Source organism: Streptococcus mitis, assembly GCF_946188375.1.
In the GTDB taxonomy this organism is placed as follows: Bacteria; Bacillota; Bacilli; order Lactobacillales; family Streptococcaceae; genus Streptococcus; species Streptococcus mitis_CX.
In genome coordinates, this window is sequence record NZ_CAMHUS010000002.1 from 294,670 (window position 1) to 318,513 (window position 23,844).

The 23,844-nt window shown below is 35.1% G+C and carries 22 protein-coding genes and 4 tRNA genes; 18 read left to right on the forward strand and 8 right to left on the reverse strand.

The annotated features are described in order from the left end of the window. Nucleotides 1–25: 25 nt before the first annotated feature. Complete coding sequence (locus N8M16_RS03930) at nucleotides 26–2,668, reverse strand: YhgE/Pip domain-containing protein (protein WP_261069656.1); 2,643 nt, start codon at nucleotides 2,666–2,668, stop codon at nucleotides 26–28. A 127-nt stretch (nucleotides 2,669–2,795) separates the two neighbouring features. Here N8M16_RS03930 and N8M16_RS03935 point away from each other — a divergent pair, with 127 nt between their 5' ends. After that, nucleotides 2,796–3,338 carry a TetR/AcrR family transcriptional regulator gene (locus N8M16_RS03935; RefSeq protein ID WP_247942392.1) on the forward strand — a complete coding sequence of 181 codons (543 nt, stop codon included), beginning with the start codon at nucleotides 2,796–2,798 and terminating at the stop codon, nucleotides 3,336–3,338. 40 nt (nucleotides 3,339–3,378) lie between these two features. Here the strand turns inward: N8M16_RS03935 and N8M16_RS03940 are convergent. The 7 genes from N8M16_RS03940 to rlmH form a co-directional block, all read right to left on the reverse strand. After that, nucleotides 3,379–3,452, reverse strand: a tRNA-Asn gene (locus tag N8M16_RS03940). Nucleotides 3,453–3,457: 5 nt separating this feature from the next. Continuing rightward, nucleotides 3,458–3,529, reverse strand: a tRNA-Glu gene (locus N8M16_RS03945). Nucleotides 3,530–3,580: 51 nt separating this feature from the next. Further along, a complete protein-coding gene (comE, locus tag N8M16_RS03950) occupies nucleotides 3,581–4,333 on the reverse strand; it encodes a competence system response regulator transcription factor ComE (protein ID WP_000866073.1) in 753 nt (250 codons plus the stop codon). Next, entirely contained in the window at nucleotides 4,330–5,655 is a 1,326-nt protein-coding gene (comD, locus tag N8M16_RS03955; protein WP_247942393.1) for a sensor histidine kinase, read from the reverse strand. Before comD ends, comE begins: the two co-directional genes overlap by 4 nt. Nucleotides 5,656–5,667: 12 nt before the next feature. After that, a complete protein-coding gene (gene comC, locus N8M16_RS03960) occupies nucleotides 5,668–5,790 on the reverse strand; it encodes a competence-stimulating peptide ComC (protein WP_247942394.1) in 123 nt (40 codons plus the stop codon). A 164-nt stretch (nucleotides 5,791–5,954) separates the two neighbouring features. Further along, nucleotides 5,955–6,028, reverse strand: a tRNA-Arg gene (locus tag N8M16_RS03965). A gap of 43 nt (nucleotides 6,029–6,071) precedes the next feature. Then, nucleotides 6,072–6,551: a 23S rRNA (pseudouridine(1915)-N(3))-methyltransferase RlmH gene (rlmH, locus tag N8M16_RS03970; protein WP_000695934.1), complete on the reverse strand. Its 480-nt coding sequence runs from the start codon at nucleotides 6,549–6,551 to the stop codon at nucleotides 6,072–6,074. A 183-nt stretch (nucleotides 6,552–6,734) separates the two neighbouring features. On the opposite strand from rlmH, the gene htrA reads away from it, so the two are divergent. The 17 genes from htrA to N8M16_RS04055 all read left to right on the forward strand — a co-directional run bounded on the left by htrA (nucleotide 6,735) and on the right by N8M16_RS04055 (nucleotide 23,839). Continuing rightward, nucleotides 6,735–7,916 carry a serine protease HtrA gene (htrA, locus tag N8M16_RS03975; RefSeq protein WP_247942395.1) on the forward strand — a complete coding sequence of 394 codons (1,182 nt, stop codon included), beginning with the start codon at nucleotides 6,735–6,737 and terminating at the stop codon, nucleotides 7,914–7,916. A 57-nt stretch (nucleotides 7,917–7,973) separates the two neighbouring features. Beyond that, on the forward strand, nucleotides 7,974–8,732 hold the full coding sequence (locus N8M16_RS03980; RefSeq protein ID WP_261069657.1) for a ParB/RepB/Spo0J family partition protein: 759 nt from the start codon (nucleotides 7,974–7,976) through the stop codon (nucleotides 8,730–8,732). Between the two features lie 213 nt (nucleotides 8,733–8,945). Next, entirely contained in the window at nucleotides 8,946–10,307 is a 1,362-nt protein-coding gene (dnaA, locus tag N8M16_RS03985) for a chromosomal replication initiator protein DnaA (protein ID WP_261069658.1), read from the forward strand. Nucleotides 10,308–10,465: 158 nt separating this feature from the next. Further along, entirely contained in the window at nucleotides 10,466–11,602 is a 1,137-nt protein-coding gene (dnaN, locus tag N8M16_RS03990; RefSeq protein WP_261069659.1) for a DNA polymerase III subunit beta, read from the forward strand. 64 nt (nucleotides 11,603–11,666) lie between these two features. Beyond that, nucleotides 11,667–11,861 carry a DUF951 domain-containing protein gene (locus tag N8M16_RS03995; protein ID WP_000285186.1) on the forward strand — a complete coding sequence of 65 codons (195 nt, stop codon included), beginning with the start codon at nucleotides 11,667–11,669 and terminating at the stop codon, nucleotides 11,859–11,861. An 84-nt stretch (nucleotides 11,862–11,945) separates the two neighbouring features. Further along, entirely contained in the window at nucleotides 11,946–13,061 is a 1,116-nt protein-coding gene (gene ychF, locus N8M16_RS04000; RefSeq protein ID WP_049501881.1) for a redox-regulated ATPase YchF, read from the forward strand. A 72-nt stretch (nucleotides 13,062–13,133) separates the two neighbouring features. Further along, nucleotides 13,134–13,703 carry an aminoacyl-tRNA hydrolase gene (pth, locus tag N8M16_RS04005; RefSeq protein WP_173875625.1) on the forward strand — a complete coding sequence of 190 codons (570 nt, stop codon included), beginning with the start codon at nucleotides 13,134–13,136 and terminating at the stop codon, nucleotides 13,701–13,703. Further along, on the forward strand, nucleotides 13,704–17,207 hold the full coding sequence (mfd, locus tag N8M16_RS04010) for a transcription-repair coupling factor (RefSeq protein WP_261069660.1): 3,504 nt from the start codon (nucleotides 13,704–13,706) through the stop codon (nucleotides 17,205–17,207). 57 nt (nucleotides 17,208–17,264) lie between these two features. Then, nucleotides 17,265–17,531: an RNA-binding S4 domain-containing protein gene (locus tag N8M16_RS04015; protein ID WP_049515630.1), complete on the forward strand. Its 267-nt coding sequence runs from the start codon at nucleotides 17,265–17,267 to the stop codon at nucleotides 17,529–17,531. After that, on the forward strand, nucleotides 17,524–17,892 hold the full coding sequence (locus N8M16_RS04020) for a septum formation initiator family protein (protein ID WP_261048886.1): 369 nt from the start codon (nucleotides 17,524–17,526) through the stop codon (nucleotides 17,890–17,892). The genes N8M16_RS04015 and N8M16_RS04020 overlap by 8 nt, the downstream gene beginning before the upstream one ends. A 4-nt stretch (nucleotides 17,893–17,896) precedes the next feature. Beyond that, nucleotides 17,897–18,019 (forward strand): SP_0009 family protein, encoded by a 123-nt coding sequence (locus N8M16_RS04025; protein WP_049501883.1) that lies wholly within the window; start codon nucleotides 17,897–17,899, stop codon nucleotides 18,017–18,019. Continuing rightward, complete coding sequence (locus tag N8M16_RS04030; protein ID WP_261069661.1) at nucleotides 18,012–19,280, forward strand: serine hydrolase; 1,269 nt, start codon at nucleotides 18,012–18,014, stop codon at nucleotides 19,278–19,280. Before N8M16_RS04025 ends, N8M16_RS04030 begins: the two co-directional genes overlap by 8 nt. Next, complete coding sequence (tilS, locus tag N8M16_RS04035) at nucleotides 19,277–20,554, forward strand: tRNA lysidine(34) synthetase TilS (RefSeq protein ID WP_024057179.1); 1,278 nt, start codon at nucleotides 19,277–19,279, stop codon at nucleotides 20,552–20,554. Before N8M16_RS04030 ends, tilS begins: the two co-directional genes overlap by 4 nt. A 4-nt stretch (nucleotides 20,555–20,558) precedes the next feature. Further along, entirely contained in the window at nucleotides 20,559–21,101 is a 543-nt protein-coding gene (gene hpt / locus N8M16_RS04040) for a hypoxanthine phosphoribosyltransferase (protein ID WP_020902319.1), read from the forward strand. A gap of 15 nt (nucleotides 21,102–21,116) precedes the next feature. Next, the gene (gene ftsH / locus N8M16_RS04045) at nucleotides 21,117–23,075 is read left to right on the forward strand and encodes an ATP-dependent zinc metalloprotease FtsH (RefSeq protein WP_261069662.1); all 1,959 of its coding nucleotides are present in this window, start codon (nucleotides 21,117–21,119) and stop codon (nucleotides 23,073–23,075) included. A gap of 120 nt (nucleotides 23,076–23,195) precedes the next feature. After that, nucleotides 23,196–23,675 (forward strand): sigma-70 RNA polymerase sigma factor region 4 domain-containing protein, encoded by a 480-nt coding sequence (locus tag N8M16_RS04050; protein ID WP_000471939.1) that lies wholly within the window; start codon nucleotides 23,196–23,198, stop codon nucleotides 23,673–23,675. A gap of 92 nt (nucleotides 23,676–23,767) precedes the next feature. Further along, nucleotides 23,768–23,839, forward strand: a tRNA-Glu gene (locus tag N8M16_RS04055). Nucleotides 23,840–23,844: the final 5 nt, after the last annotated feature.

The following is a 23,844-nucleotide window of genomic DNA, read 5'->3' on the forward strand; positions in this document are numbered from 1 at the left end:
AAAATCGACCAATTGGTCGATTTTTTTAATATTCTTCCATTTTCTTAGGTTGATAGGCTAGCATACCTAAACCAGTAAATAGAGCTAGTATGACAGCTAGGAAAATGGCTTGCTGATGAATATTTCCTGTCATAGAGATTGTTTCTCGTAATCCAGAAACTGAATAACTCATTGGTAACCAGGGATTAATGGCTCTAAAGAAATCATTTGTCAAAGCAAGTGGGTAAGTACCTGCACTTGATGCTAACTGTAATAAAAGCAAGATAAGAGAGAAGAAAGCTCCTATACGGCTATTCCATGTTGTTAAAGCGGTCACCATGGACATGAATACTAAACTTGTTAGGATAATGAGAATAAATGTTCTCATCTCATGATTTGCAGTTAAACCAATAAGATGAACTCCTCCATATACCAAAATTCCTGCTAAAACAGCTATAATACCATTTATTTCAGCTCGAGATTTCAACCAAGCCCAACGGCTCTCCGGATGACGTCCTGAAGGCAACTTCGCAAAGATCATATTCGTTGATATTGCTGCAACAAAGAGAGCAACTGATATCATATAAGGAGCCATTGCGATTCCATTTACAGGAACTTGGTCATTGTCTGTTTTGGAAAGATTGAGTGGATTTGACAAAATCTCTGCATTTTTAGATTCCGTTGATGCTGATTTAAGTTGATCACTAGCATTACTTAGTCCTTTTCCTAAAGAAGCAACTCCTGTCTGTAAACCTTCCAATCCAGAAGTTAACTTTGTTCCACCTTCTGCTAGTTTCCCAGCTCCATCTGCCAATTTATTAGCTCCATTCTCTAATTGAGAAGCACCTGAAAGTAACTGACTGGATTTGTCAGCTAGTTGGCTAGATCCTGACTGCAATTTATCAACTCCTGCTATCAATTCTTGACTCTTTTGATTCAATTGGTTAGAGCCAGTTGATAATTTTTCAATACCAGACACTAATTCTGGAGTTTTTTCAACTAATTGACCAACTCCTGCTGTCAAGTTAGAAGATTTTTGTGTCAAGGTAGTTGAGCCTGAAACTAGTTGATCCAAACTACCTGTCAAGGTGGAATTCTTTTCGCTTAGTTGACTTGTGCCCTGAGAAACTTTATCAACACCTACAGTATATGCGTTTACACCTGATGCAATCGACTGACTAGCAGGAACTAATTTGCTAGTAACAGCTCCTTGTATATCTGTTAATCCACTTGACAATCCTGTCAAAGAAGTAGAAGCAAGCGGTAATACTTGATTAGCTTGATTTTTTAAAGTCGAAAGATTAGAAGATTGATTTTGTAAGTTTTCTAAACTTCCCTGTAAACCTTGAACTAAAGCTACAATTGACTGTGATGATTGAATACTATCAGTCGAATTTTGAGATACAGAAGCACTTATTTCAGCTTGTTGCTCACTTGTCAAAGATTGATAAGCTGCTGTCGATTGAATATTGGCTAATGTAGTCGCTTTATCAGACTGAGAACTTGCTAACATTTGATTAGAAAGAGATACTATACTTGATAAAACAGAATCTAATTGTTTTGTATTTCCAACATCAATATTTTGAATGGCTTGATTTAACTGATTTAGACCAGAAGATAATTGATTAATTTGATCTTTTTGCTCAGACGAAGCATCTAACTTGCTAGAAAGCTGTTGGATCCCTTCACTTAATTGCTCCACCCCCATTCGAAGTGTAGCTGATTGATTAGATAACTGATTAGCACCTGTTGCAAGACTTCCCACTCCATTGGTGTAGGCACTAACACCAGATGAAAATTGATTAAGACCAGCATTGAGCTGAGAAACACCGCCAGTATAGGATTCTACACCAGTATATAATTGATTAATTCCCCTCACTAATTCAGGACTTTTAGAAGCTAATTGGCCTAGCCCGCTATCTAATTGACTCACCGCACCAGTATATGTAACTAAACCACTATTAAAAGTCCCTAAGCCAAGATGAAGTTGTTCAACACCAGAGACATAAGCAGATAATCCTTTAGTAAACTGCTCCGTTCCATTTGAAAATGTTAAACTTGAATCTGCTAAAGAGTGCAGGTTGGTAGTTAATGTTTGACTTCCTGTCACTAATTGATTCGCTCCATCAGTTAATTTTTCACTACCAGAAGCTGCTTGACTCATACCATCTTTTAATTCGACCATCTTATCAAATAAAGCTTTAGTATAGGTCTCGGTTACATTGGTAGAAACATTCTGCTTCAATTGTGTCATCGCAGAATCGCTCATCTTGCTAGCAATAAAACTATGACCACTTGAAGTCTGATAATCGATTTTCATTTGCTCTGGATGATCCGTTAAAATCGAAGCTGCTTTTTCAGATAAATCACTTGGTAAAGTCACTACCATATAGTAATCGCCATCTTCCAATCCCTTCTTACCTTCCTCTTCATCTACGAAATGAAAATCTAAGGTTTTATTTTCTTTTAAATTGGACACCATGTCTTTTCCTATTGCCATGCTATTACCATTATAGGAAGCCTCTTTATCATTATTGACAACTGCCACAGGTAAGTCAGACAATTGCCCATATGGATCCCACATTGATGACAAAAATATGATATTGTACAGAGCTGGAATAAGAGAAATCCCTATCATGACAATAATAAAGGTTGGTTTTTTAAAAATTGCTTTCCATTCTTTAAACATATCTTCTCCTTTTTTAAACATATTGTCTAAAATTTTGATATAATAGATTATACATTAAAAAATCTAAATTACAAGATAAAAAATCCATTTTTAGACATATAGTCTAATTTGTTTACAAGGAGGAAATATGCAAGAAAGTAACAAACGCTTAAAAACAAAGCGAACTATTGAAAATGCTATGGTACAATTACTCATGGAACAGCCATTTGATCAAATTTCTACTGTCAAGCTAGCAGAAAAAGCTGGAATTAGTCGTTCCAGCTTCTATACTCACTATAAGGATAAGTATGATATGATTGAGCACTATCAAAGCAAGCTATTTCATACATTTGAATATATTTTTCAAAAACATGCTCATCACAAAAGAGATGCTATTCTAGAAGTATTTGAATATCTAGAGTCAGAACCACTTCTAGCTGCCCTTCTTTCTGAAAATGGGACTAAAGAAATCCAAAATTTCTTAAGAAATAAACTTCATATCATGCTCAGTACAGATTTACAAAAGCGATTTATGCAACTGAATCTCAATACCACTGAATTAGAATATAGTAGCATCTATCTAACTCACGCACTTTTTGGTGTCTGCCAAATTTGGATTGCACATGGAAAAAAAGAAAGTCCTCAAGAAATAACAGACTTCCTTATGAAAATGCTTGGTGATACAAATTGATGCAAAAAAGGGAACAACACTGTGTTCCCTTTTACCTATACTCCGCCAGTAGGACTCGAACCTACGACATCATGATTAACAGTCATGCGCTACTACCAACTGAGCTATGGCGGATAAAATAGTCCGTACGGGATTCGAACCCGTGTTACCGCCGTGAAAAGGCGGTGTCTTAACCCCTTGACCAACGGACCTTCTATCTGTAGCAGATATAACCATTATATCAATTTCTTGCTAATTGTCAATTACTTTTGAGATTTTTTCTCTAGAATATCTTTTAATTTTCTAATTTTTAATCTTGAAATAGGACAACGATGGTCTTCATAGAAAACAATTTCTAGATTTTTTCGATCAATTTCTCTGATATTGCCTATATTTACCAAAAATGACTTATGAGGAGAATAAAATCTCTGAGTATGTTTGTCCTTTTCCTGAATATCTGTCATGGTACCGTAAAACTCTTTGGCAAAATTCTTACCAATAATGCGTAATTTATGAGAGACACCTGTCGTTTCAATATACAAAATATCATGGTAAGGAATTTTTAAATCATTTCCCTTGTAATTGTAGTCAAAATAATCTACAACATCTTCATTTTCAAGTAACATACTCTTCGTGTAGAAGATATTTTGCTCAATTCTCTTCTTAAACAACTCATCATTGATATCCTTATCAACAAAATCTAAGGCTGATACCTGGTATTTATAGGTTAGAGTCGCAAACTCTGATCGACTGGTGATAAAGACGATAATAGCGTAAGGATTGTGATGACGAATAAACTGAGCAACTTCAAACCCTTTTTTCTCAATTCCATGAATATCAATATCTAGAAAATAAAGCTGGTTTACTTCATCATTTTCGATATATTCCTTAAACTCACGAACTTTTCCCGTTGTCTTGTATGATATTGGAATATTCGATTCTTTCGAAATTTCATCCAATATTCTCTCTAGTCTCACTTGATGTTCAATAACATCTTCTAAAATTAAAACTTTCATTCAAATTCCCTCTTAAATCTAATGATTTGTCTAAATGTACTGCCTTCCATCTCTGTTTCTAAAATAATATTGTTGTACTTATCCAGTAGTTCTTTCACATTATTTAATCCGACTCCACGATTTCTTCCCTTAGTAGAGAATCCTAAAGCAAATAGATCTCCTGAAGGAGTCATCGTCATTTTACATGAATTCTGAATCACAATCACTGTTTCAGTTTCCATCTTAATAACTGCTACCTCCATCTGCTTTTTATAACTATCAGCCGATCCTTCAACAGCATTGTTCAATAAAACACTCATAATACGAACTAAATCCAGCAGGTCTATTGGAAGCTTGGTAATCGTATCTTTTACTTCCAGTGTAAACTCTACACCATTATTTCGAGCATAGACAATTGACTGAGCAACCAAACTTCGTAAAGCTGAATCTTCTATGTTGTTCAAGTCAAAGTAAGTATACTTATCTGAACGTAGTTTGTGATTTGCTTTGACCAAAACTTCATTGTAAACTCTGTCAATTTCCTGTAAATTACCACTGTCAATTGCCATCTGCATACTGACAAGCATCCCAGCATAATCATGTCGAAACCCACGGATTTCATTATACAGTCCAACAATTTCATCTGTGTAATTCTGTAAATGTTTCTGTTCAAATTTCTTCTGCTTCAAAGCAATCTCTTTTTCCATTTGTTCTTTATGCGAATTCATTGCAAAGAAGGTCAAAAGGAGAGAAATAAAGACAATAGATGATAAAATACTTCCAAAACTATTCAAATGTTTAATCGTACTTACCATATTTGAAACGAAAGATACAATATGGAGCAGTAGTAAGGCAAAAAATACTTTTTTCAAGAAAGGATAAAGGTAGTCCTTGTCAAAATAGGCTAGTTCCAAATGGAAATAATGAATGATTTTTAAGACAACAAAATAGGTCAACGTTGAGATTGCTAAAAAGAATAGGCCATAATATTGTAAAACAAAATTGTCTCCTGTTATAGAGGAGAACGTTACGGACAGAAAGTTATGAGTGCTCTCATATAAAAGAGATAGTAGTAAACTTAGGAATAGTCCTCTATCCCTCTCATACTGTTTGATACATCGAAAATAGGAATATAATCCCAAAGGAAATAAAAATGTTACAATTCCTAACCCATCTAAAGATAGAAAATAGAAGGGAAGTTCAAGTACTGCTTCTACTAGTAATGTATAAGCACCAAAAACGTATAGTTCCTTTGCTTTTATTTGACCTTTACAAATTAAATGGTAACTGTGACTAAGAATTAGAAAATATAATATAAAATCCACTACTAAGAAAAAATCCATTCTGCTACTCCTTTATCTTCTTCTAAATAAATTAAATAAAGCACCATCTGGTTTCCTCATCTCCCCACCTTGAATCTTTTGCAAGTCTTTTTCCTTCAAGGATACAAACTGTTCCAATTTAACTGTGTTTTTCATAATAAAATCTCCTCAATGTTTTTTTCTTGTAAGCTAACTTACAAAAACTATTATACAAAATGGAATTTCGTTTTAGATAAAATTCTCTCAACTGTCATTTTTTTCTCCCCAAGTGTACTTTTTTAAGAAAAAAGCCGGGAAAATTCCCAGCTTTGCTACTATATTGATCCCAGCAGGATTCGAACCTGCGACCGTTCGCTTAGAAGGCGAATGCTCTATCCAGCTGAGCTATGAGACCTAATACAGCTATTCTATCAAAAATTCAATTGAAAGTCAATTTTCTATTTATGATAGGGCGAGCCCTGCTGTATTGTAAAAGCTCGATAGATTTGTTCAACAAGGACTAGTCTCATTAACTGATGGGGCAAGGTTAAGCGACCAAAACTAACAGAAAGATTGGCTCTCTTTTTTACATCCTGTGCTAGTCCCAGACTCCCTCCAATAATAAATGTAAGAGTAGAAAATCCTTTTATAGAAGCTTCTTCTAATTGTTTACTAAATTCTTCTGAGGAGAAAGTTTTCCCTTCGATAGCCAACACAATAACGAAATCACGGTCACCAACTTTTGATAAAATTCTCTGACCTTCTATTTCTAAAATCTTTTGATTTTCTGATTCACTGGCCTTATCTGGTGTTTTTTCATCTGCTAGCTCTATCATTTCAAGCTTAGCAAATCGAGAAATTCGTTTCGAATACTCTGCAATACCATCTTTTAAATACTTTTCTTTCAGTTTCCCAACTGTTACAACTTTAATTTTCATGACTCTATTCTAACATATTCTCTATTTTTTCACACCTTATTCACAAAATAAAAGGTTAATTTTAGCCGAGAAAACCACAGATTTTTTAAAGTTATCCACAATCTGTGAAAAACTTTTGTGTTTAAGTTATAATTAAGCTAGTCAGTTTATACTTTCAGTAATTTCAAAAAAATGGAGGCAAATATGAAACATCTAAAAACATTTTACAAAAAATGGTTTCAATTATTAGTCGTTATCGTCATTAGCTTTATTAGTGGAGCCTTGGGTAGCTTTTCAATAAATCAACTAACTCAAAAAAGTACTGTAAGTAGCTCGAACAACAATAGTACTATTACACAGACTGCCTATAAGAATGAAAATTCAACAACACAGGCTGTTAACAAAGTAAAAGATGCCGTTGTTTCTGTTATTACTTATTCAGCAAATAGACAAAATAGCGTATTTGGCAATGAGGAGACTGATACAGATTCTCAGCAAATCTCTAGTGAAGGATCTGGGGTTATTTATAAGAAGAATGATAAAGAAGCTTACATCGTCACCAATAATCACGTTATAAATGGCGCCAGCAAAGTAGATATTCGTTTGTCAGATGGAACTAAAGTACCTGGAGAAATCGTCGGAGCTGATACTTTCTCTGATATTGCTGTCGTCAAAATCTCTTCAGAAAAAGTGACAACAGTAGCTGAATTTGGTGATTCTAGCAAGTTAACCGTAGGAGAAACTGCTATTGCCATCGGTAGCCCATTAGGTTCTGAATATGCTAATACTGTCACTCAAGGTATCGTATCTAGTCTTAATCGAAATGTATCTTTAAAATCTGAAGATGGACAAGCCATTTCTACAAAAGCCATCCAAACTGATACTGCTATTAACCCAGGTAACTCTGGTGGCCCACTAATCAATATTCAAGGACAGGTTATCGGAATTACCTCAAGTAAAATTGCCACAAATGGAGGAACATCTGTAGAAGGTCTTGGTTTTGCAATCCCTGCAAATGATGCTATCAATATTATTGAACAGTTGGAAAAGAACGGAAAAGTTACTCGTCCAGCTTTGGGAATTCAAATGGTCAATCTCTCAAATATTAATACAAGTGATATTAGAAGACTGAATATTCCAAGCAATGTAACATCTGGTGTAGTTGTTCGTTCTGTGCAAAGTAATATGCCTGCCAATGGTCACCTTGAAAAATACGATGTTATTACAAAAGTAGATGACAAGGAAATTGCTTCATCAACAGACTTACAAAGTGCTCTTTACAATCATTCTATCGGAGATACCATTAAAATAACTTACTATCGTAACGGTAAAGAAGAAACTACATCTATTAAACTTGACAAGAGTTCAGGTGATTTAGAATCTTAATTGACATCTATGTAAAGAAAGCTTTACATAAAAGAAAAGATGTGTTAGTGTAGAATCATGGAAAAATTTGAAATGATTTCTATCACAGATATACAAAAAAATCCCTATCAACCTCGAAAAGAATTTGATGGAGAAAAACTACATGAACTAGCACAGTCTATCAAAGAAAATGGGGTAATTCAACCGATTATTGTTCGTCAATCTCCTGTTATTGGTTATGAAATCCTTGCAGGAGAGAGACGCTATCGGGCTTCACTTTTAGCTGGTCTAAGGTCTATCCCAGCTGTTGTTAAACAACTTTCAGACCAAGAGATGATGCTCCAGTCCATCATTGAAAATTTACAGAGAGAAAATTTGAATCCAATAGAAGAAGCACGCGCCTATGAATCTCTCGTAGAGAAAGGATTTACCCATGCTGAAATTGCAGATAAAATGGGCAAGTCTCGTCCTTACATCAGCAACTCCATTCGTTTACTTTCCTTACCAGAACCGATCCTCTCAGAAGTAGAAAGTGGCAAACTATCACAAGCCCATGCACGTTCGCTAGTTGGGTTAAATAAGGAACAACAAGACTATTTCTTTCAACGAATTATAGAGGAAGATATTTCTGTAAGGAAGTTAGAATCTCTTCTGACAGAGAAAAAACAAAAGAAACTTCAAAAAACGAATCATTTCATACAAAATGAAGAAGAACAGTTAAAAAAACTACTCGGATTAGATTTAGAAATCAAACTGTCTAAAAAAGATAGTGGAAAAATCATTATTGCTTTCTCAAACCAAGAAGAATACAGTAGAATTATCAACAGCCTGAAATAAGGCTGTTCTTTTATTTTTTTATCTCACAAGGTTATCCACTATTTTTTTCAAAAAAAAAGCTTCATAAATCAATAGTTTCTGATTTTATCCCCAACCTGTGGATAAAACTTGATAACATTGTGGATTATTTTTCACAGCTTGTGGAAAATTCTTGCTATCTATGGTAAAATAAATCTAGCATTAAACTTTTAAATAGTAAAGGAGGAGAAAGGATTGAAAGAAAAACAATTTTGGAATCGTATATTAGAATTTGCTCAAGAAAGACTAACTCGTTCCATGTATGATTTCTATGCTATTCAAGCTGAACTCATTAAGGTAGAAGAAAATGTTGCCACTATATTTTTACCACGATCTGAAATGGAAATGGTCTGGAAAAAACAACTAAAAGATATCATTGTAGTAGCTGGTTTTGAGATTTATGATGCTGAAATAACTCCCCACTATATTTTTACCAAGCCTCAAGATACGATTATCCCACAAGTTGAAGAAGCTCCAAATTCAACTCTCTATGACTATAGTCCAAAGTTAGCATCTATTCCTTATTCGGATACTGGATTAAAAGAAAAGTATACCTTTGATAATTTTATCCAAGGAGATGGAAATGTTTGGGCAGTATCAGCCGCTTTGGCTGTCTCTGAAGATTTGGCATTGACCTATAATCCTCTTTTTATATATGGAGGACCTGGACTTGGGAAGACTCACTTACTCAATGCAATTGGGAATGAGATTTTGAAAAATATTCCTGATGCGCGTGTTAAGTACATTCCTGCTGAAAGCTTTATCAACGACTTTCTTGAACACCTGAGACTTGGTGAAATGGAAAAGTTCAAAAAAACTTACCGTAGCCTTGATCTCTTGTTAATTGATGATATCCAATCGCTGAGTGGAAAAAAAGTTGCAACTCAGGAAGAATTTTTCAATACTTTCAATGTTCTCCATAGCAATCAAAAACAAATTGTTCTAACCAGTGATCGTAGTCCTAAACACTTAGAGGGCCTTGAAGAAAGACTTGTCACGCGCTTTAGCTGGGGCTTGACGCAAAACATCACACCACCTGACTTTGAGACACGTATTGCCATTTTACAAAGCAAAACAGAGAATTTAGACTACCATTTCCAAAGTGATACCCTAGAATACCTAGCTGGTCAATTTGATTCAAACGTCCGAGAACTTGAAGGAGCAATAAACGACATCACTTTAATTGCCAGAGTGAAGAAGATTAAGGATATCACTATCGATATCGCTGCAGAAGCTATTAGAGCTCGAAAACAAGATGTTAGCCAAATCCTCGTCATTCCAATTGATAAAATCCAAAATGAAGTTGGTAACTTTTATGGTGTCAGTGTCAAAGAAATGAAGGGAAGCAGACGCCTTCAAAATATTGTTTTGGCCCGTCAAGTAGCCATGTATTTATCTAGAGAACTAACAGATAATAGTCTTCCAAAAATTGGGAAGGAATTTGGTGGAAAAGATCACACAACAGTCATTCATGCCCATGCTAAAATTAAATCTTTGATTGATGAAGACGATAATTTACGCTTAGAAATTGAATCAATCAAAAAGAAAATTAAATAACTTGTGGATAACTTTCACTTTATTATCTTTTTTATCCACATTTTTTAAACAAGCCAAAAAACTTGATATGACTTGTTTAAAGTCTGTTTTCCACAGATTTCACAGACTCTATTATTACTATTATCCTTCTAATACTAAAAATAAATAAAGGAGAATCCATGATTCATTTTTCAATTAATAAAAATTTATTTCTACAAGCATTAAATACTACTAAGAGAGCTATTAGTTCTAAAAATGCTATTCCTATTTTATCAACCGTAAAAATTGACGTGACTAATGAAGGTGTTACTTTAATTGGTTCAAATGGTCAAATTTCAATTGAAAATTTTATTTCTCAAAAAAATGAAGATGCTGGTTTGTTAATTACTTCTTTAGGTTCGATCCTTCTTGAAGCTTCTTTCTTTATCAATGTTGTATCTAGTCTACCTGATGTGACTCTTGATTTTAAAGAAATTGAACAAAATCAAATTGTTTTAACCAGTGGCAAATCAGAAATTACCCTAAAAGGAAAAGATAGTGAACAATATCCACGAATCCAAGAAATTTCAGCAAGCACTCCTTTAATTCTTGAAACAAAATTACTCAAGAAAATTATCAATGAAACAGCATTTGCTGCAAGTACACAAGAAAGTCGTCCGATTTTAACAGGTGTTCATTTTGTATTGAGTCAACACAAGGAGCTAAAAACAGTGGCAACAGACTCTCATCGTCTAAGCCAGAAAAAATTGACTCTTGAAAAAAATAGTGATGATTTTGATGTCGTGATTCCTAGCCGTTCTCTACGCGAATTTTCAGCAGTATTTACAGACGATATTGAAACTGTAGAGATTTTCTTTGCCAACAATCAAATCCTCTTTAGAAGCGAAAATATTAGCTTCTATACTCGTTTGTTAGAAGGTAACTATCCTGATACAGATCGCTTGATTCCGACAGACTTTAACACTACTATTACTTTTGATGTGGTAAACTTACGTCAGTCAATGGAGCGTGCTCGCCTTTTATCAAGTGCGACTCAAAATGGTACTGTGAAGCTTGAAATTAAAGGTGGTATTGTTAGCGCCCATGTTCATTCTCCAGAAGTTGGTAAAGTAAACGAAGAAATCGATACTGATCAGGTGACTGGTGAAGATTTGACTATTAGTTTCAACCCAACTTACTTGATTGATTCTCTTAAGGCTTTAAATAGCGAAAAGGTGACCATTAGCTTTATCTCAGCTGTTCGTCCATTTACTCTTGTGCCAGCAGACACTGATGAAGACTTCATGCAGCTCATTACACCAGTTCGTACAAATTAAGTGAAAGAGGTTGAGCCTGGCTCGCCTCTTTTATGATATAATCTAAAAAGAGAAGGAGAGTAGTATGTATCAAGTTGGAAATTTTGTTGAAATGAAAAAACCACATGCTTGCACCATCAAGTCAACAGGTAAAAAGGCCAATCGTTGGGAAATTACACGTGTAGGAGCAGATATCAAAATTAAATGTAGCAATTGTGACCATGTTGTCATGATGGGGCGCTATGATTTTGATCGAAAAATGAATAAAATTATTGACTGAAACCCCTCAGTTAGAGGGTTAGCAAGTTTTCCCTTTTTGTGTTATAATATTAGGGATTGAAATGAAAACGGAGAATGAGAAAATATGGCTTTAACAGCAGGTATCGTTGGTTTGCCAAACGTTGGTAAATCAACACTATTTAATGCAATTACAAAAGCAGGAGCAGAGGCTGCAAACTATCCATTTGCTACTATTGATCCAAATGTTGGAATGGTGGAAGTTCCAGATGAACGCCTACAAAAACTAACGGAAATGATTACTCCTAAAAAGACAGTGCCAACAACATTTGAATTTACAGATATTGCAGGGATTGTAAAAGGAGCTTCAAAAGGAGAAGGGCTAGGAAATAAATTCTTGGCTAATATTCGTGAAGTAGATGCGATTGTTCACGTAGTTCGTGCTTTTGATGATGAAAATGTCATGCGTGAGCAAGGACGTGAAGACGCCTTTGTAGATCCACTTGCAGATATTGATACAATTAATCTGGAATTGATTCTTGCTGACTTAGAATCAGTCAATAAACGCTATGCGCGTGTAGAAAAGATGGCACGTACGCAAAAAGATAAAGAATCAGTAGCAGAATTTAATGTTCTTCAAAAGATTAAACCAGTTCTTGAAGATGGAAAATCAGCTCGTACCATCGAATTTACAGATGAAGAACAAAAAGTTGTCAAAGGTCTTTTCCTTTTGACAACTAAACCAGTTCTTTATGTAGCGAATGTAGATGAGGATGTAGTTTCAGATCCAGATTCTATCGACTATGTCAAACAAATTCGTGAATTTGCAGCAACAGAAAATGCTGAAGTAGTCGTTATTTCTGCGCGTGCTGAGGAAGAAATTTCTGAGTTAGACGAAGAAGACAAGCAAGAGTTTCTTGAAGCACTTGGGTTGACAGAATCAGGCGTTGACAAGTTGACTCGCGCAGCTTATCACTTACTTGGACTTGGAACTTACTTCACAGCTGGTGAAAAAGAGGTTCGAGCTTGGACCTTTAAACGTGGTATGAAGGCTCCTCAAGCAGCTGGTATTATCCACTCAGACTTTGAAAAAGGCTTTATTCGTGCAGTGACCATGTCATATGAGGATCTAGTAAAATACGGATCTGAAAAGGCAGTAAAAGAAGCTGGACGTTTGCGTGAAGAAGGAAAAGAATATATCGTCCAAGACGGCGATATCATGGAATTCCGCTTTAATGTCTAAAAAATTTAATGAATAGTATCAATTAGGTTGGAAAAAAATTCCAACCCTTTTGGCTTTTGAAAGGAAAAATAAATGACCAAATTACTTGTAGGCTTGGGAAATCCAGGAGATAAATATTTTGAAACAAAACACAATGTTGGTTTTATGTTGATTGACCAACTAGCGAAGAAACAGAATCTCACTTTTACACACGATAAGATATTTCAAGCTGATCTAGCATCTTTTTTCCTCAATGGTGAAAAAATTTATCTTGTGAAACCAACGACATTTATGAATGAAAGCGGGAAAGCTGTTCATGCTTTATTGACTTACTATGGTTTGGATATTGAAGATTTACTCATCATTTACGATGATCTTGACATGGAAGTTGGAAAGATTCGTTTAAGAGCAAAGGGCTCAGCAGGTGGACATAATGGTATCAAGTCTATTATTCAACATATTGGAACCCAGGCTTTTAATCGTGTTAAAATTGGAATTGGAAGACCTAAAAATGGCATGTCAGTTGTTAACCATGTTTTGAGTACCTTTGACAAGGATGATTATATTGGTATTTTACAGTCTATTGACAAGGTTGACGATGCTGTAAATCACTATTTACAAGAGAAAAATTTTGAAAAAACGATGCAGAGGTATAACGGATAAATGTTGACCTTATTAGATTTATTCTCAGAAAATGATCAGATAAAAAAATGGCATCAAAATCTGACAGATAAGAAAAGACAATTAATGTTAGGTTTGTCAACTTCTACAAAAGCTTTAGCAATCGCTAGTAGTTTGAAGAAAGAAGATAAGATTGTGTTACTGACATCAACATATGGAGAGGCAGAAGGGCTTATTAGTGATCTTATTTCTATCTTAGGTGAGGAATTGGTCTATCCATTTTTGGTGGATGATTTCCCTATGGTTGAGTTTTTGATGTCTTCACAAGAAAAAATCATTTCACGGGTTGAAGCCTTGCGTTTTTTGACTGATCCGTTTAAGAAAGGGATTTTAGTTTGTAATATTGCAGCAAGTAGATTGATTTTACCCTCTCCGACTGGATTTAAAGAAAGCATTATAAAAATTGCAGTTGGTGAAGAATATGACCAAAACGCGCTCATCTATCATTTAAAAGAAATCGGCTATCGAAAAGTTACTCAAGTACAGACCCAAGGAGAATTTAGTCTGCGAGGAGATATTTTAGATATTTTTGAAATATCTCAGTTAGAACCTTGCCGAATTGAGTTTTTTGGTGATGAAGTAGATGGAATTCGTACTTTTGAAGTCGAAACACAATTATCGAAAGAAAATCAGACAGAACTCACCATCTTTCCAGCTAGCGACATACTTTTGAAAGAAAAGGATTATCAACGAGGTCAGTCAGCTTTAGAAAAAAAAATTTCAAAAACTCTATCGCCGATTCTGAAATCCTACATAGAAGAAATTCTTTCAAGTTTTCATCAAAAACAAATGCATTCAGATTCTCGGAAATTTTTATCTTTGTGTTATGAGAAATCATGGACTGTATTTGATTATATTGAAAAAGATACACCAATATTCTTTGATGATTACCAGAAATTGATGAATCAGTATGAAGCATTTGAAAGAGAATTAGCGCAATACTTTACAGAAGATTTACAGAATGGTAAATCATTTTCTGAGATGCAGTATTTTGCAGATACAGAGCAAAACTATAAAAAACAAAGTCCAGTTACCTTTTTCTCCAATCTGCAAAAGGGCTTAGGAAATCTCAAGTTTGATCACATTTATCAATTTAATCAATACCCCATGCAAGAGTTTTTCAATCAGTTTTCTTTTCTAAAAGAAGAAATTGAACGATACAAAAAAATGGACTACACTATTATTCTGCAATCTAGCAATTCAATGGGAAGTAAAACATTGGAGGATGTTTTAGAGGAATACCAGATTAAATTGGACTCTAGAGATAAGTCAAGTATCTGTAAAGAATCTGTAAACTTAATCGAGGGCAATCTCAGACATGGTTTTCATTTTGTAGATGAAAAAATTCTGGTGATTACTGAACATGAGATTTTTCAAAAGAAATTAAAACGTCGTTTTCGAAGACAACATGTTTCAAATGCAGAGAGATTAAAAGATTATAATGAACTTGAGAAAGGGGACTACGTTGTTCACCATATCCATGGAATTGGTCAATATCTAGGGATTGAAACAATTGAAATCAAAGGGATACACCGCGATTATGTCAGTGTCCAATACCAAAATGGTGATCAAATCTCTATCCCAGTAGAACAGATTCATCTACTTTCCAAATACGTTTCAAGTGACGGGAAAGCTCCTAAACTCAATAAGTTAAATGATGGTCATTTTAAAAAGGCTAAGCAAAAAGTTAAGAATCAGGTAGAGGATATAGCTGACGATTTAATCAAACTCTATTCTGAGCGTAGTCAGTTGAAGGGCTTTGCTTTCTCAGCTGATGATGAAGAGCAAGATGCTTTTGATGATGCTTTTCCTTATGTTGAAACGGATGATCAACTTCGTAGTATCGAGGAAATCAAGAGAGATATGCAAGATTCTCAGCCAATGGATAGGCTATTGGTTGGGGATGTTGGTTTTGGAAAGACTGAAGTTGCAATGCGTGCAGCCTTTAAGGCAGTCAATGATAACAAACAGGTGGTCGTTCTAGTTCCGACGACGGTTTTAGCGCAACAGCACTATACGAATTTTAAGGAACGATTCCAAAATTTTGCAGTTAATATTGATGTGTTGAGTCGCTTTAGAAGTAAAAAAGAGCAGACTGAAACACTTGAAAAATTGAAAAACGGTCAAGTTGATATTTTGATTGGAACCCATCGTGTTTTGTCAAAAGATGTTGTGTTTGCTGATTTGGGCTTGATGATTATTGATGAGGAACAACGATTTGGTGTCAAGCATAAGGAAACCTTGAAAGAACTGAAAAAACAAGTAGATGTCCTGACCTTGACAGCAACGCCAATTCCTCGTACCCTTCACATGTCTATGCTGGGAATCCGAGATTTGTCTGTTATTGAAACTCCTCCAACTAATCGCTATCCTGTTCAAACCTATGTATTGGAGAAGAATGATAGTGTCATTCGTGATTCTGTCTTGCGTGAAATGGAGCGTGGAGGTCAAGTTTACTATCTTTACAATAAAGTTGACACTATTGACCAGAAGGTTTCAGAATTACAGGAGTTGATTCCAGAAGCTTCGATTGGGTATGTCCATGGACAAATGAGTGAAATTCAGTTAGAAAATACTCTGTTGGACTTTATTGAAGGACAATATGATATTTTGGTGACAACTACCATTATTGAGACAGGGGTGGACATTCCAAATGCCAATACCTTATTTATTGAAAATGCGGACCATATGGGCTTGTCAACCTTGTATCAGTTAAGAGGAAGGGTCGGTCGTAGTAATCGTATTGCTTATGCCTATCTTATGTATCGTCCAGAAAAATCAATCAGTGAAGTCTCTGAAAAGAGATTAGAAGCAATCAAAGGATTTACAGAATTGGGCTCCGGATTTAAGATTGCGATGCGAGATCTTTCGATTCGTGGAGCAGGAAATCTCCTAGGAAAATCCCAGTCTGGTTTCATTGATTCTGTTGGTTTTGAATTGTATTCGCAGTTATTGGAGGAAGCTATTGCTAAACGACATGGTAATGGGAAAACAAGAACCAAAGGAAATACCGAATTGATTTTACAAATTGATGCCTATCTTCCTGACACTTATATCTCTGACCAACGACATAAGATTGAAATTTATAAAAAAATTCGTCAAATTGACAATCGTGTCAATTATGAAGAGTTACAAGAAGAGCTGATGGACCGCTTTGGAGAATACCCAGATGTGGTAGCCTATCTTTTAGAGATTGGTTTGGTCAAGTCATATTTGGACAAGGTCTTTGTAGAACGTGTGGAAAGAAAAGAAAATAAGATTATAGTTCAATTTGAAAAAGTCACTCAGCGACTGTTCTTGGCTCAAGATTATTTTAAAGCTTTATCCGCAACGAACTTAAAAGCAGCCATAGCTGAGAATAAAGGATTAATGGAAGTAGTATTCGATGTTCGAAACAAGAAGGACTATGAAATTTTAGAAGGTCTGCTGATTTTTGGAGAAAGTTTATTAGAGATAAAAGAGTTGAAAGATGGCAATTCCCTATAACATTTTTCTTCTATAAAAGAGATAAAAATGGTACAATAATAATTTGAGGTAATAAAAATGAGATTAGACAAATATTTAAAAGTATCACGAATTATCAAGCGTCGTACAGTCGCAAAGGAAGTAGCAGATAAAGGTAGAATAAAGGTAAATGGAATTTTGGCTAAAAGTTCAACAGATTTGAAAGTTGATGACCAAGTTGAAATTCGTTTTGGCAATAAGTTGCTACTTGTAAAAGTACTGGAGATGAAAGATAGTACAAAAAAAGAAGATGCAGCAGGCATGTATGAAATTATCAGTGAAACACGGGTAGAAGAAGATGTCTAAGAATATTGTACAATTGAATAATTCTTTTATTCAAAACGAGCACCAACGTCGTCGCTATCTGATGAAGGAACGACAAAAACGGAATCGTTTCATGGGTTGGGTTCTGATTTTGATGATTTTATTGTTCATTTTACCAACTTATAATCTTGCTCAAAGCTATCACCAATTACTCCAAAGACGTCAACAATTATCAGACTTGCAAACTCAGTATCAAACCTTGAGTGATGAAAAGGAGAAGGAGACAGCTTTTGCTACAAAGTTGAAAGATGAAGATTACGCCGCTAAATATATGCGTGCAAAATATTATTATTCTAAGAATCGGGAAGCTGTTTACACGATTCCTGACTTGCTTCCAAGGTGATAAAATGGAAAATTTATTAGATGTCATTGAGCAATTTTTGAGTTTATCTGATGAAAAGCTGGAAGAGTTAGTTGATAAAAATCAATTATTGCGTTTACAAGAAGAAAAGGAAAGGAAGAATGCGTAAGTTCTTAATTATTTTGTTGCTACCTAGTTTTTTGACCATTTCAAAAGTTGTTAGCACAGAAAAAGAAGTAGTCTATACTTCGAAAGAAATTTATTACCTTTCACAATCTGACTTTGGTATTTATTTTAGAGAAAAGCTAAGTTCTCCTATGGTTTATGGAGAAGTTCCTGTTTATGCGAATGAAGATTTAGTTGTAGAATCTGGAAAATTAACTCCAAAAACAAGTTTCCAAATAACTGAGTGGCGTTTAAATAAACAAGGAATTCCAGTGTTTAAGTTATCCAACAATCAATTTATAGCTGCGGACAAACGATTTTTATACGATCAGTCAGAGGTAACCCCAACAATAAAAAAAGTATGGTTAGAATCTGATTTTAAATTGTATAACAGTCCTTATGATTTAAAAGAAGTGAAATCATCCTTATCAGCTTATTCGCAGGTATCACTCGACAAGACAATGTTTGTAGAAGGAAGAGAATTTTTACATATTGATCAGGCTGGATGGGTAGATAAAGAATCAACTTCTGAAGAAGATAATCGGATGGGTAAAGTCCAAGAAATGTTATCGGAAAAATATCAAAAAGATTCTTTCTCGATTTATGTTAAGCAACTGACTACTGGAAAAGAAGCTGGTATTAATCAAGATGAAAAGATGTATGCGGCTAGTGTTTTAAAACTCCCTTATCTCTACTATACGCAAGAAAAAATAAATGAGGGTCTGTATCAGTTAGATACGACTGTAAAATACGTATCAGCAGTTAATGATTTTCCAGGTTCTTATAAACCAGAGGGAAGTGGTAGTCTTCCTAAAAAAGAAGATAATAAAGAATATTCTCTAAAAGATTTAATTACGAAAGTATCAAAAGAATCGGATAATGTAGCTCATAACATATTGGGATATTACCTTTCAAACCAATCGGATGCAACATTTAAGTCCAAGATGTCTGCTATTATGGGAGATGATTGGGATCCGAAAGAAAAATTGATTTCTTCTAAAATGGCTGGAAAGGTTATGGAATCTATTTATAATCAAAACGGATTTGTATTGGAGTCCTTGACCAAAACAGATTTTGATAATCAGCGTATTGCCAAAGGTGTTTCTGTGAAGGTAGCTCATAAAATTGGGGATGCGGATGAATTTAAGCATGATACGGGTGTTGTCTATGCAGATTCTCCATTTGTGCTTTCTATTTTTACTAAGAATTCTGATTATGATACGATTTCTAAGATAGCCAAGGATGTTTATGAGGTTCTAAAATGAGGGAACAGGATTTTTTAAATCATTTTCTCAAAAGAGGATATTTCAAAAAGCATGCTAAAGTGGTGCTAGCTCTTTCTGGTGGATTAGATTCTATGTTTCTATTTAAGGTATTGTCTACTTATCAAGAAGAGTTAGAAATTGAATTGATTCTGGCTCATGTGAATCATAAGCAGAGAGTAGAATCAGATTGGGAAGAAAAGGAATTAAGGAAGTTGGCTGCTGAAGCTGGACTTCCTATTTATGTCAGCAATTTTTCAGGAGAATTTTCAGAAGCGCGTGCACGAAATTTTCGCTATGATTTTTTTCAAGAGGTCATGAAAAAGACAGGTGCGACAGCCTTAGTCACTGCCCACCATGCGGATGACCAGGTGGAAACGATTTTGATGCGCTTGATTCGAGGCACTCGTTTGCGCTATCTATCAGGAATTAAGGAGAAGCAAGTAGTCGGAGAGATAAAAATCATTAGACCCTTCTTGCATTTTCAGAAAAAAGACTTTCCACCAATTTTTCACTTTGAAGATATATCAAATCAGGAAAATCATTATTTTCGCAATCGTATTCGAAATTCTTATTTACCAGAATTAGAAAAAGAAAACCCTAGATTTAGAGAAGCAATCTTAAACATCGGCAATGAAATTTTAGATTATGACTTAGCTATAGCTGAATTATCTAACAATATTGATCTAGAAAATTTAGAGCAGCTATTGTCTTACTCTGAGTCGACACAAAGAGTTTTACTTCAAACTTATCTGAATCGTTTTCCAGATTTGAATCTTACAAAAGCTCAGTTTGAAGAAGTTCGGAAAATTTTAAAAACTAAAAGCCAGTACCGTCATCCACTTAAAAATGGCTATGAATTAATAAAAGAGTACCAACATTTTCAGATTTGTAAAATCAGTCCTCAGGCTGATGAAAAGGAAGATGAACTTGTGTTACACTATCAAAATCAGGTATCTTATCAAGGATATTTATTTTCCTTTGGACTTCCTTTAGAAGGTGAATCAATTCAACAAATACCTGTTTCACGCGAAACATCTATATACATTCGCCATCGAAAACCAGGAGATGTTTTGATTCAAAATTGGCATAGAAAAAAACTCAGACGTCTATTTATTGATTTGAAAATCCCTATGGAAAAGCGAAAATCTGCTCTGATTATTGAGCAATTTGGTGAAATTATCTCAATTTTGGGAATTGCGACCAGTAATTTGAGTAAAAACACGAAAAATGATATAATGAACACTGTACTTTATATAGAAAAAATAGATAGGTAAAAAAATGTTAGAAAACGATATTAAAAAAATCCTCGTTTCACACGATGAAATTACAGAAGCTGCTAAAAAATTAGGTGCTCAACTTACTAAAGACTATGCAGGAAAAAATCCAATTTTAGTTGGGATTTTAAAAGGATCTATTCCTTTTATGGCTGAATTGGTCAAACATATCGACACACATATTGAAATGGACTTCATGATGGTTTCTAGCTATCATGGTGGAACAGCAAGTAGCGGTGTGATCAATATTAAACAAGATGTGACTCAAGATATCAAAGGAAGAGATGTTTTATTTGTAGAAGATATCATTGATACAGGTCAAACTTTGAAGAATTTGCGAGATATGTTTATTGCAAGAGAAGCAGCCTCTGTTAAAATTGCAACCTTGTTGGATAAACCAGAGGGACGTGTTGTAGAAATTGAGGCAGACTATACCTGCTTTACTATTCCAAATGAGTTTGTAGTAGGTTATGGGTTAGACTACAAAGAAAATTATCGTAACCTTCCTTATGTTGGAGTATTGAAAGAAGAAGTATATTCAAATTAGAAAGAACAATTTTTAATGAAAAAACAAAATAATGGTTTAATTAAAAATCCTTTTCTATGGTTATTACTTATTTTTCTCCTAGTTACAGGTTACCAGTATTTTAGTACAGGTAGTGTTGCAGGGAAAAGTGAGCAGATTAATTATACAGAATTGGTAAAAGAAATTACCGATGACAATGTAAAAGAATTGACTTACCAACCAAATGGTAGTGTTATCGAAGTTTCGGGTGTCTATAAAAATCCTAAAACAAGTAAAGAAGAAACAGGAATTCAGTTCTTTTCTCCTTCTGCCATAACAGTAGAGAAATTTTCAAGTATTATTCTTCCTTCAGATACTACAGTATCCGAATTGCAAAAACTTGCTTCTGACCATAAAGCGGAAGTAACTGTTAAGCATGAAAGTTCAAGTGGTATGTGGATTAATATTCTTGTATCCATTGTGCCATTCGGTATTCTTTTCTTCTTCCTATTCTCTATGATGGGAAATATGGGAGGAAATAATAGTCGTAACCCAATGAGTTTTGGACGTAGCAAGGCCAAAGCTGCAAATAAAGAAGATATTAAAGTCAGATTTTCAGATGTTGCTGGAGCTGAGGAAGAAAAACAAGAATTAGTTGAAGTCGTTGAATTCTTAAAAGATCCAAAACGATTTACAAAACTTGGAGCCCGTATTCCAGCAGGTGTTCTTTTGGAGGGACCTCCGGGAACAGGTAAAACTTTGCTTGCTAAGGCAGTAGCCGGAGAAGCTGGTGTTCCATTCTTTAGTATCTCAGGTTCTGACTTTGTAGAAATGTTTGTCGGAGTTGGAGCTAGTCGTGTTCGTTCTCTTTTTGAAGATGCCAAAAAAGCAGCACCAGCTATCATCTTTATCGATGAAATTGATGCTGTTGGTCGTCAACGTGGAGTCGGTCTCGGCGGAGGAAATGACGAACGTGAACAAACCTTGAACCAACTTTTGATTGAGATGGATGGTTTTGAGGGAAATGAAGGGATTATTGTCATCGCTGCGACAAACCGTTCCGATGTACTTGACCCTGCTCTCTTGCGTCCAGGACGTTTTGATAGAAAAGTATTGGTTGGCCGTCCTGATGTTAAGGGTCGAGAAGCAATCTTGAAAGTGCACGCTAAAAATAAACCTTTGGCAGACGATGTTGATTTGAAATTAGTGGCCCAACAAACCCCAGGTTTTGTTGGAGCAGATTTAGAGAATGTCTTGAATGAAGCTGCTCTAGTTGCTGCTCGTCGCAATAAATCGATAATTGATGCTTCAGATATTGATGAAGCAGAAGACAGAGTTATTGCTGGTCCTTCTAAGAAAGATAAGACAGTTTCACAAAAAGAACGTGAATTGGTTGCCTACCATGAGGCTGGACATACAATTGTTGGCCTAGTCTTATCGAATGCCCGTGTTGTTCATAAGGTTACAATTGTACCAAGAGGTCGTGCAGGTGGTTACATGATTGCACTTCCTAAGGAAGATCAAATGCTTCTATCTAAAGAAGATATGAAAGAGCAATTGGCTGGCTTGATGGGTGGACGTGTAGCTGAAGAAATTATCTTTAACGTCCAAACTACAGGAGCTTCAAACGACTTTGAACAAGCGACACAAATGGCGCGTGCAATGGTTACAGAGTACGGGATGAGTGAAAAACTTGGTCCAGTTCAATATGAAGGAAATCATGCCATGTTTGGTGCACAAAGTCCTCAAAAATCAATTTCAGAACAAACAGCTTATGAAATTGACGAAGAGGTTCGTTCATTATTGAATGAAGCACGAAATAAAGCTGCTGAAATTATTCAGTCAAATCGTGAAACTCACAAGTTGATTGCAGAAGCACTATTGAAATACGAAACATTGGATAGTACACAAATTAAATCTCTTTATGAAACAGGAAAGATGCCTGAAACCGTAGAAGAGGAATCTCATGCATTATCTTATGATGAAGTAAAGTCAAAAATGAATGATGAAATATAACCCTGAGAGAGGCGTGACCTCTCTTTTTTGTGCAGTTGAGACGGTAAAGGAGACAGAATAGGCGAAATGGTCCCAATTAAGTTCTTGATTTGTTAGACTGTATCTAGAAAGGGGAACGTTATGTTTAAAGAATTATATGAAGAAGTCCAGGGGATTGTATATAAGTGTAGAAATGAATATCATCTCCATTTATGGGAGCTATCAGATTGGGACCAAGAGGGAATGATTTGCTTACATGAATTGATTAGTAGAGAAGAAGGAATAGTAGAAGATATCCCACGCTTACGTAAATACTTCAAAACTAAATTCCGTAATCGGATCCTAGACTATATCCGTAAGCAGGAAAGCCAGAAGCGTAGATATGATAAAGAACCCTATGAAGAAGTAGGTGAGATTAGTCATCGTATCAGTGAGGGAGGTATGTGGCTAGATGAGTATTATCTCTTTCATGAGACACTAAGAGATTATAGAAACAAACAAAGTAAAGACAAACAAGAAGAGTTAGAACGCGTCTTAAGACATGAACGCTTCCGAGGGCGTCAAAGAGTATTGAGAGACTTACGTATTGTGTTTAAGGAGTTTGATATCCGTACTCATTAGGGAGTCATACAAAAAAACATAAAAAGTTTAAAAAAGTTGTTGACAAGTCAGAAAAAGTCTGTATAATAGTAAGAGTTGAAAATAACAGCTCAGGTCCGTTGGTCAAGGGGTTAAGACACCGCCTTTTCACGGCGGTAACACGGGTTCGAATCCCGTACGGACTATGGTA

Bases quoted from the DNA above. Each gene is read 5' to 3' on its own strand.
- N8M16_RS03930 (WP_261069656.1), bottom strand. From the start codon at position 2,668: ATGTTTAAAGAATGGAAAGCAATTTTTAAAAAACCAACCTTTATTATT.
- N8M16_RS03935 (WP_247942392.1), top strand. From the start codon at position 2,796: ATGCAAGAAAGTAACAAACGCTTAAAAACAAAGCGAACTATTGAAAAT.
- comE (WP_000866073.1), bottom strand. From the start codon at position 4,333: ATGAAAGTTTTAATTTTAGAAGATGTTATTGAACATCAAGTGAGACTA.
- comD (WP_247942393.1), bottom strand. From the start codon at position 5,655: ATGGATTTTTTCTTAGTAGTGGATTTTATATTATATTTTCTAATTCTT.
- comC (WP_247942394.1), bottom strand. From the start codon at position 5,790: ATGAAAAACACAGTTAAATTGGAACAGTTTGTATCCTTGAAGGAAAAA.
- rlmH (WP_000695934.1), bottom strand. From the start codon at position 6,551: ATGAAAATTAAAGTTGTAACAGTTGGGAAACTGAAAGAAAAGTATTTA.
- htrA (WP_247942395.1), top strand. From the start codon at position 6,735: ATGAAACATCTAAAAACATTTTACAAAAAATGGTTTCAATTATTAGTC.
- N8M16_RS03980 (WP_261069657.1), top strand. From the start codon at position 7,974: ATGGAAAAATTTGAAATGATTTCTATCACAGATATACAAAAAAATCCC.
- dnaN (WP_261069659.1), top strand. From the start codon at position 10,466: ATGATTCATTTTTCAATTAATAAAAATTTATTTCTACAAGCATTAAAT.
- N8M16_RS03995 (WP_000285186.1), top strand. From the start codon at position 11,667: ATGTATCAAGTTGGAAATTTTGTTGAAATGAAAAAACCACATGCTTGC.
- ychF (WP_049501881.1), top strand. From the start codon at position 11,946: ATGGCTTTAACAGCAGGTATCGTTGGTTTGCCAAACGTTGGTAAATCA.
- pth (WP_173875625.1), top strand. From the start codon at position 13,134: ATGACCAAATTACTTGTAGGCTTGGGAAATCCAGGAGATAAATATTTT.
- mfd (WP_261069660.1), top strand. From the start codon at position 13,704: ATGTTGACCTTATTAGATTTATTCTCAGAAAATGATCAGATAAAAAAA.
- N8M16_RS04015 (WP_049515630.1), top strand. From the start codon at position 17,265: ATGAGATTAGACAAATATTTAAAAGTATCACGAATTATCAAGCGTCGT.
- N8M16_RS04020 (WP_261048886.1), top strand. From the start codon at position 17,524: ATGTCTAAGAATATTGTACAATTGAATAATTCTTTTATTCAAAACGAG.
- N8M16_RS04025 (WP_049501883.1), top strand. From the start codon at position 17,897: ATGGAAAATTTATTAGATGTCATTGAGCAATTTTTGAGTTTATCTGAT.
- N8M16_RS04030 (WP_261069661.1), top strand. From the start codon at position 18,012: ATGCGTAAGTTCTTAATTATTTTGTTGCTACCTAGTTTTTTGACCATT.
- tilS (WP_024057179.1), top strand. From the start codon at position 19,277: ATGAGGGAACAGGATTTTTTAAATCATTTTCTCAAAAGAGGATATTTC.
- hpt (WP_020902319.1), top strand. From the start codon at position 20,559: ATGTTAGAAAACGATATTAAAAAAATCCTCGTTTCACACGATGAAATT.
- ftsH (WP_261069662.1), top strand. From the start codon at position 21,117: ATGAAAAAACAAAATAATGGTTTAATTAAAAATCCTTTTCTATGGTTA.
- N8M16_RS04050 (WP_000471939.1), top strand. From the start codon at position 23,196: ATGTTTAAAGAATTATATGAAGAAGTCCAGGGGATTGTATATAAGTGT.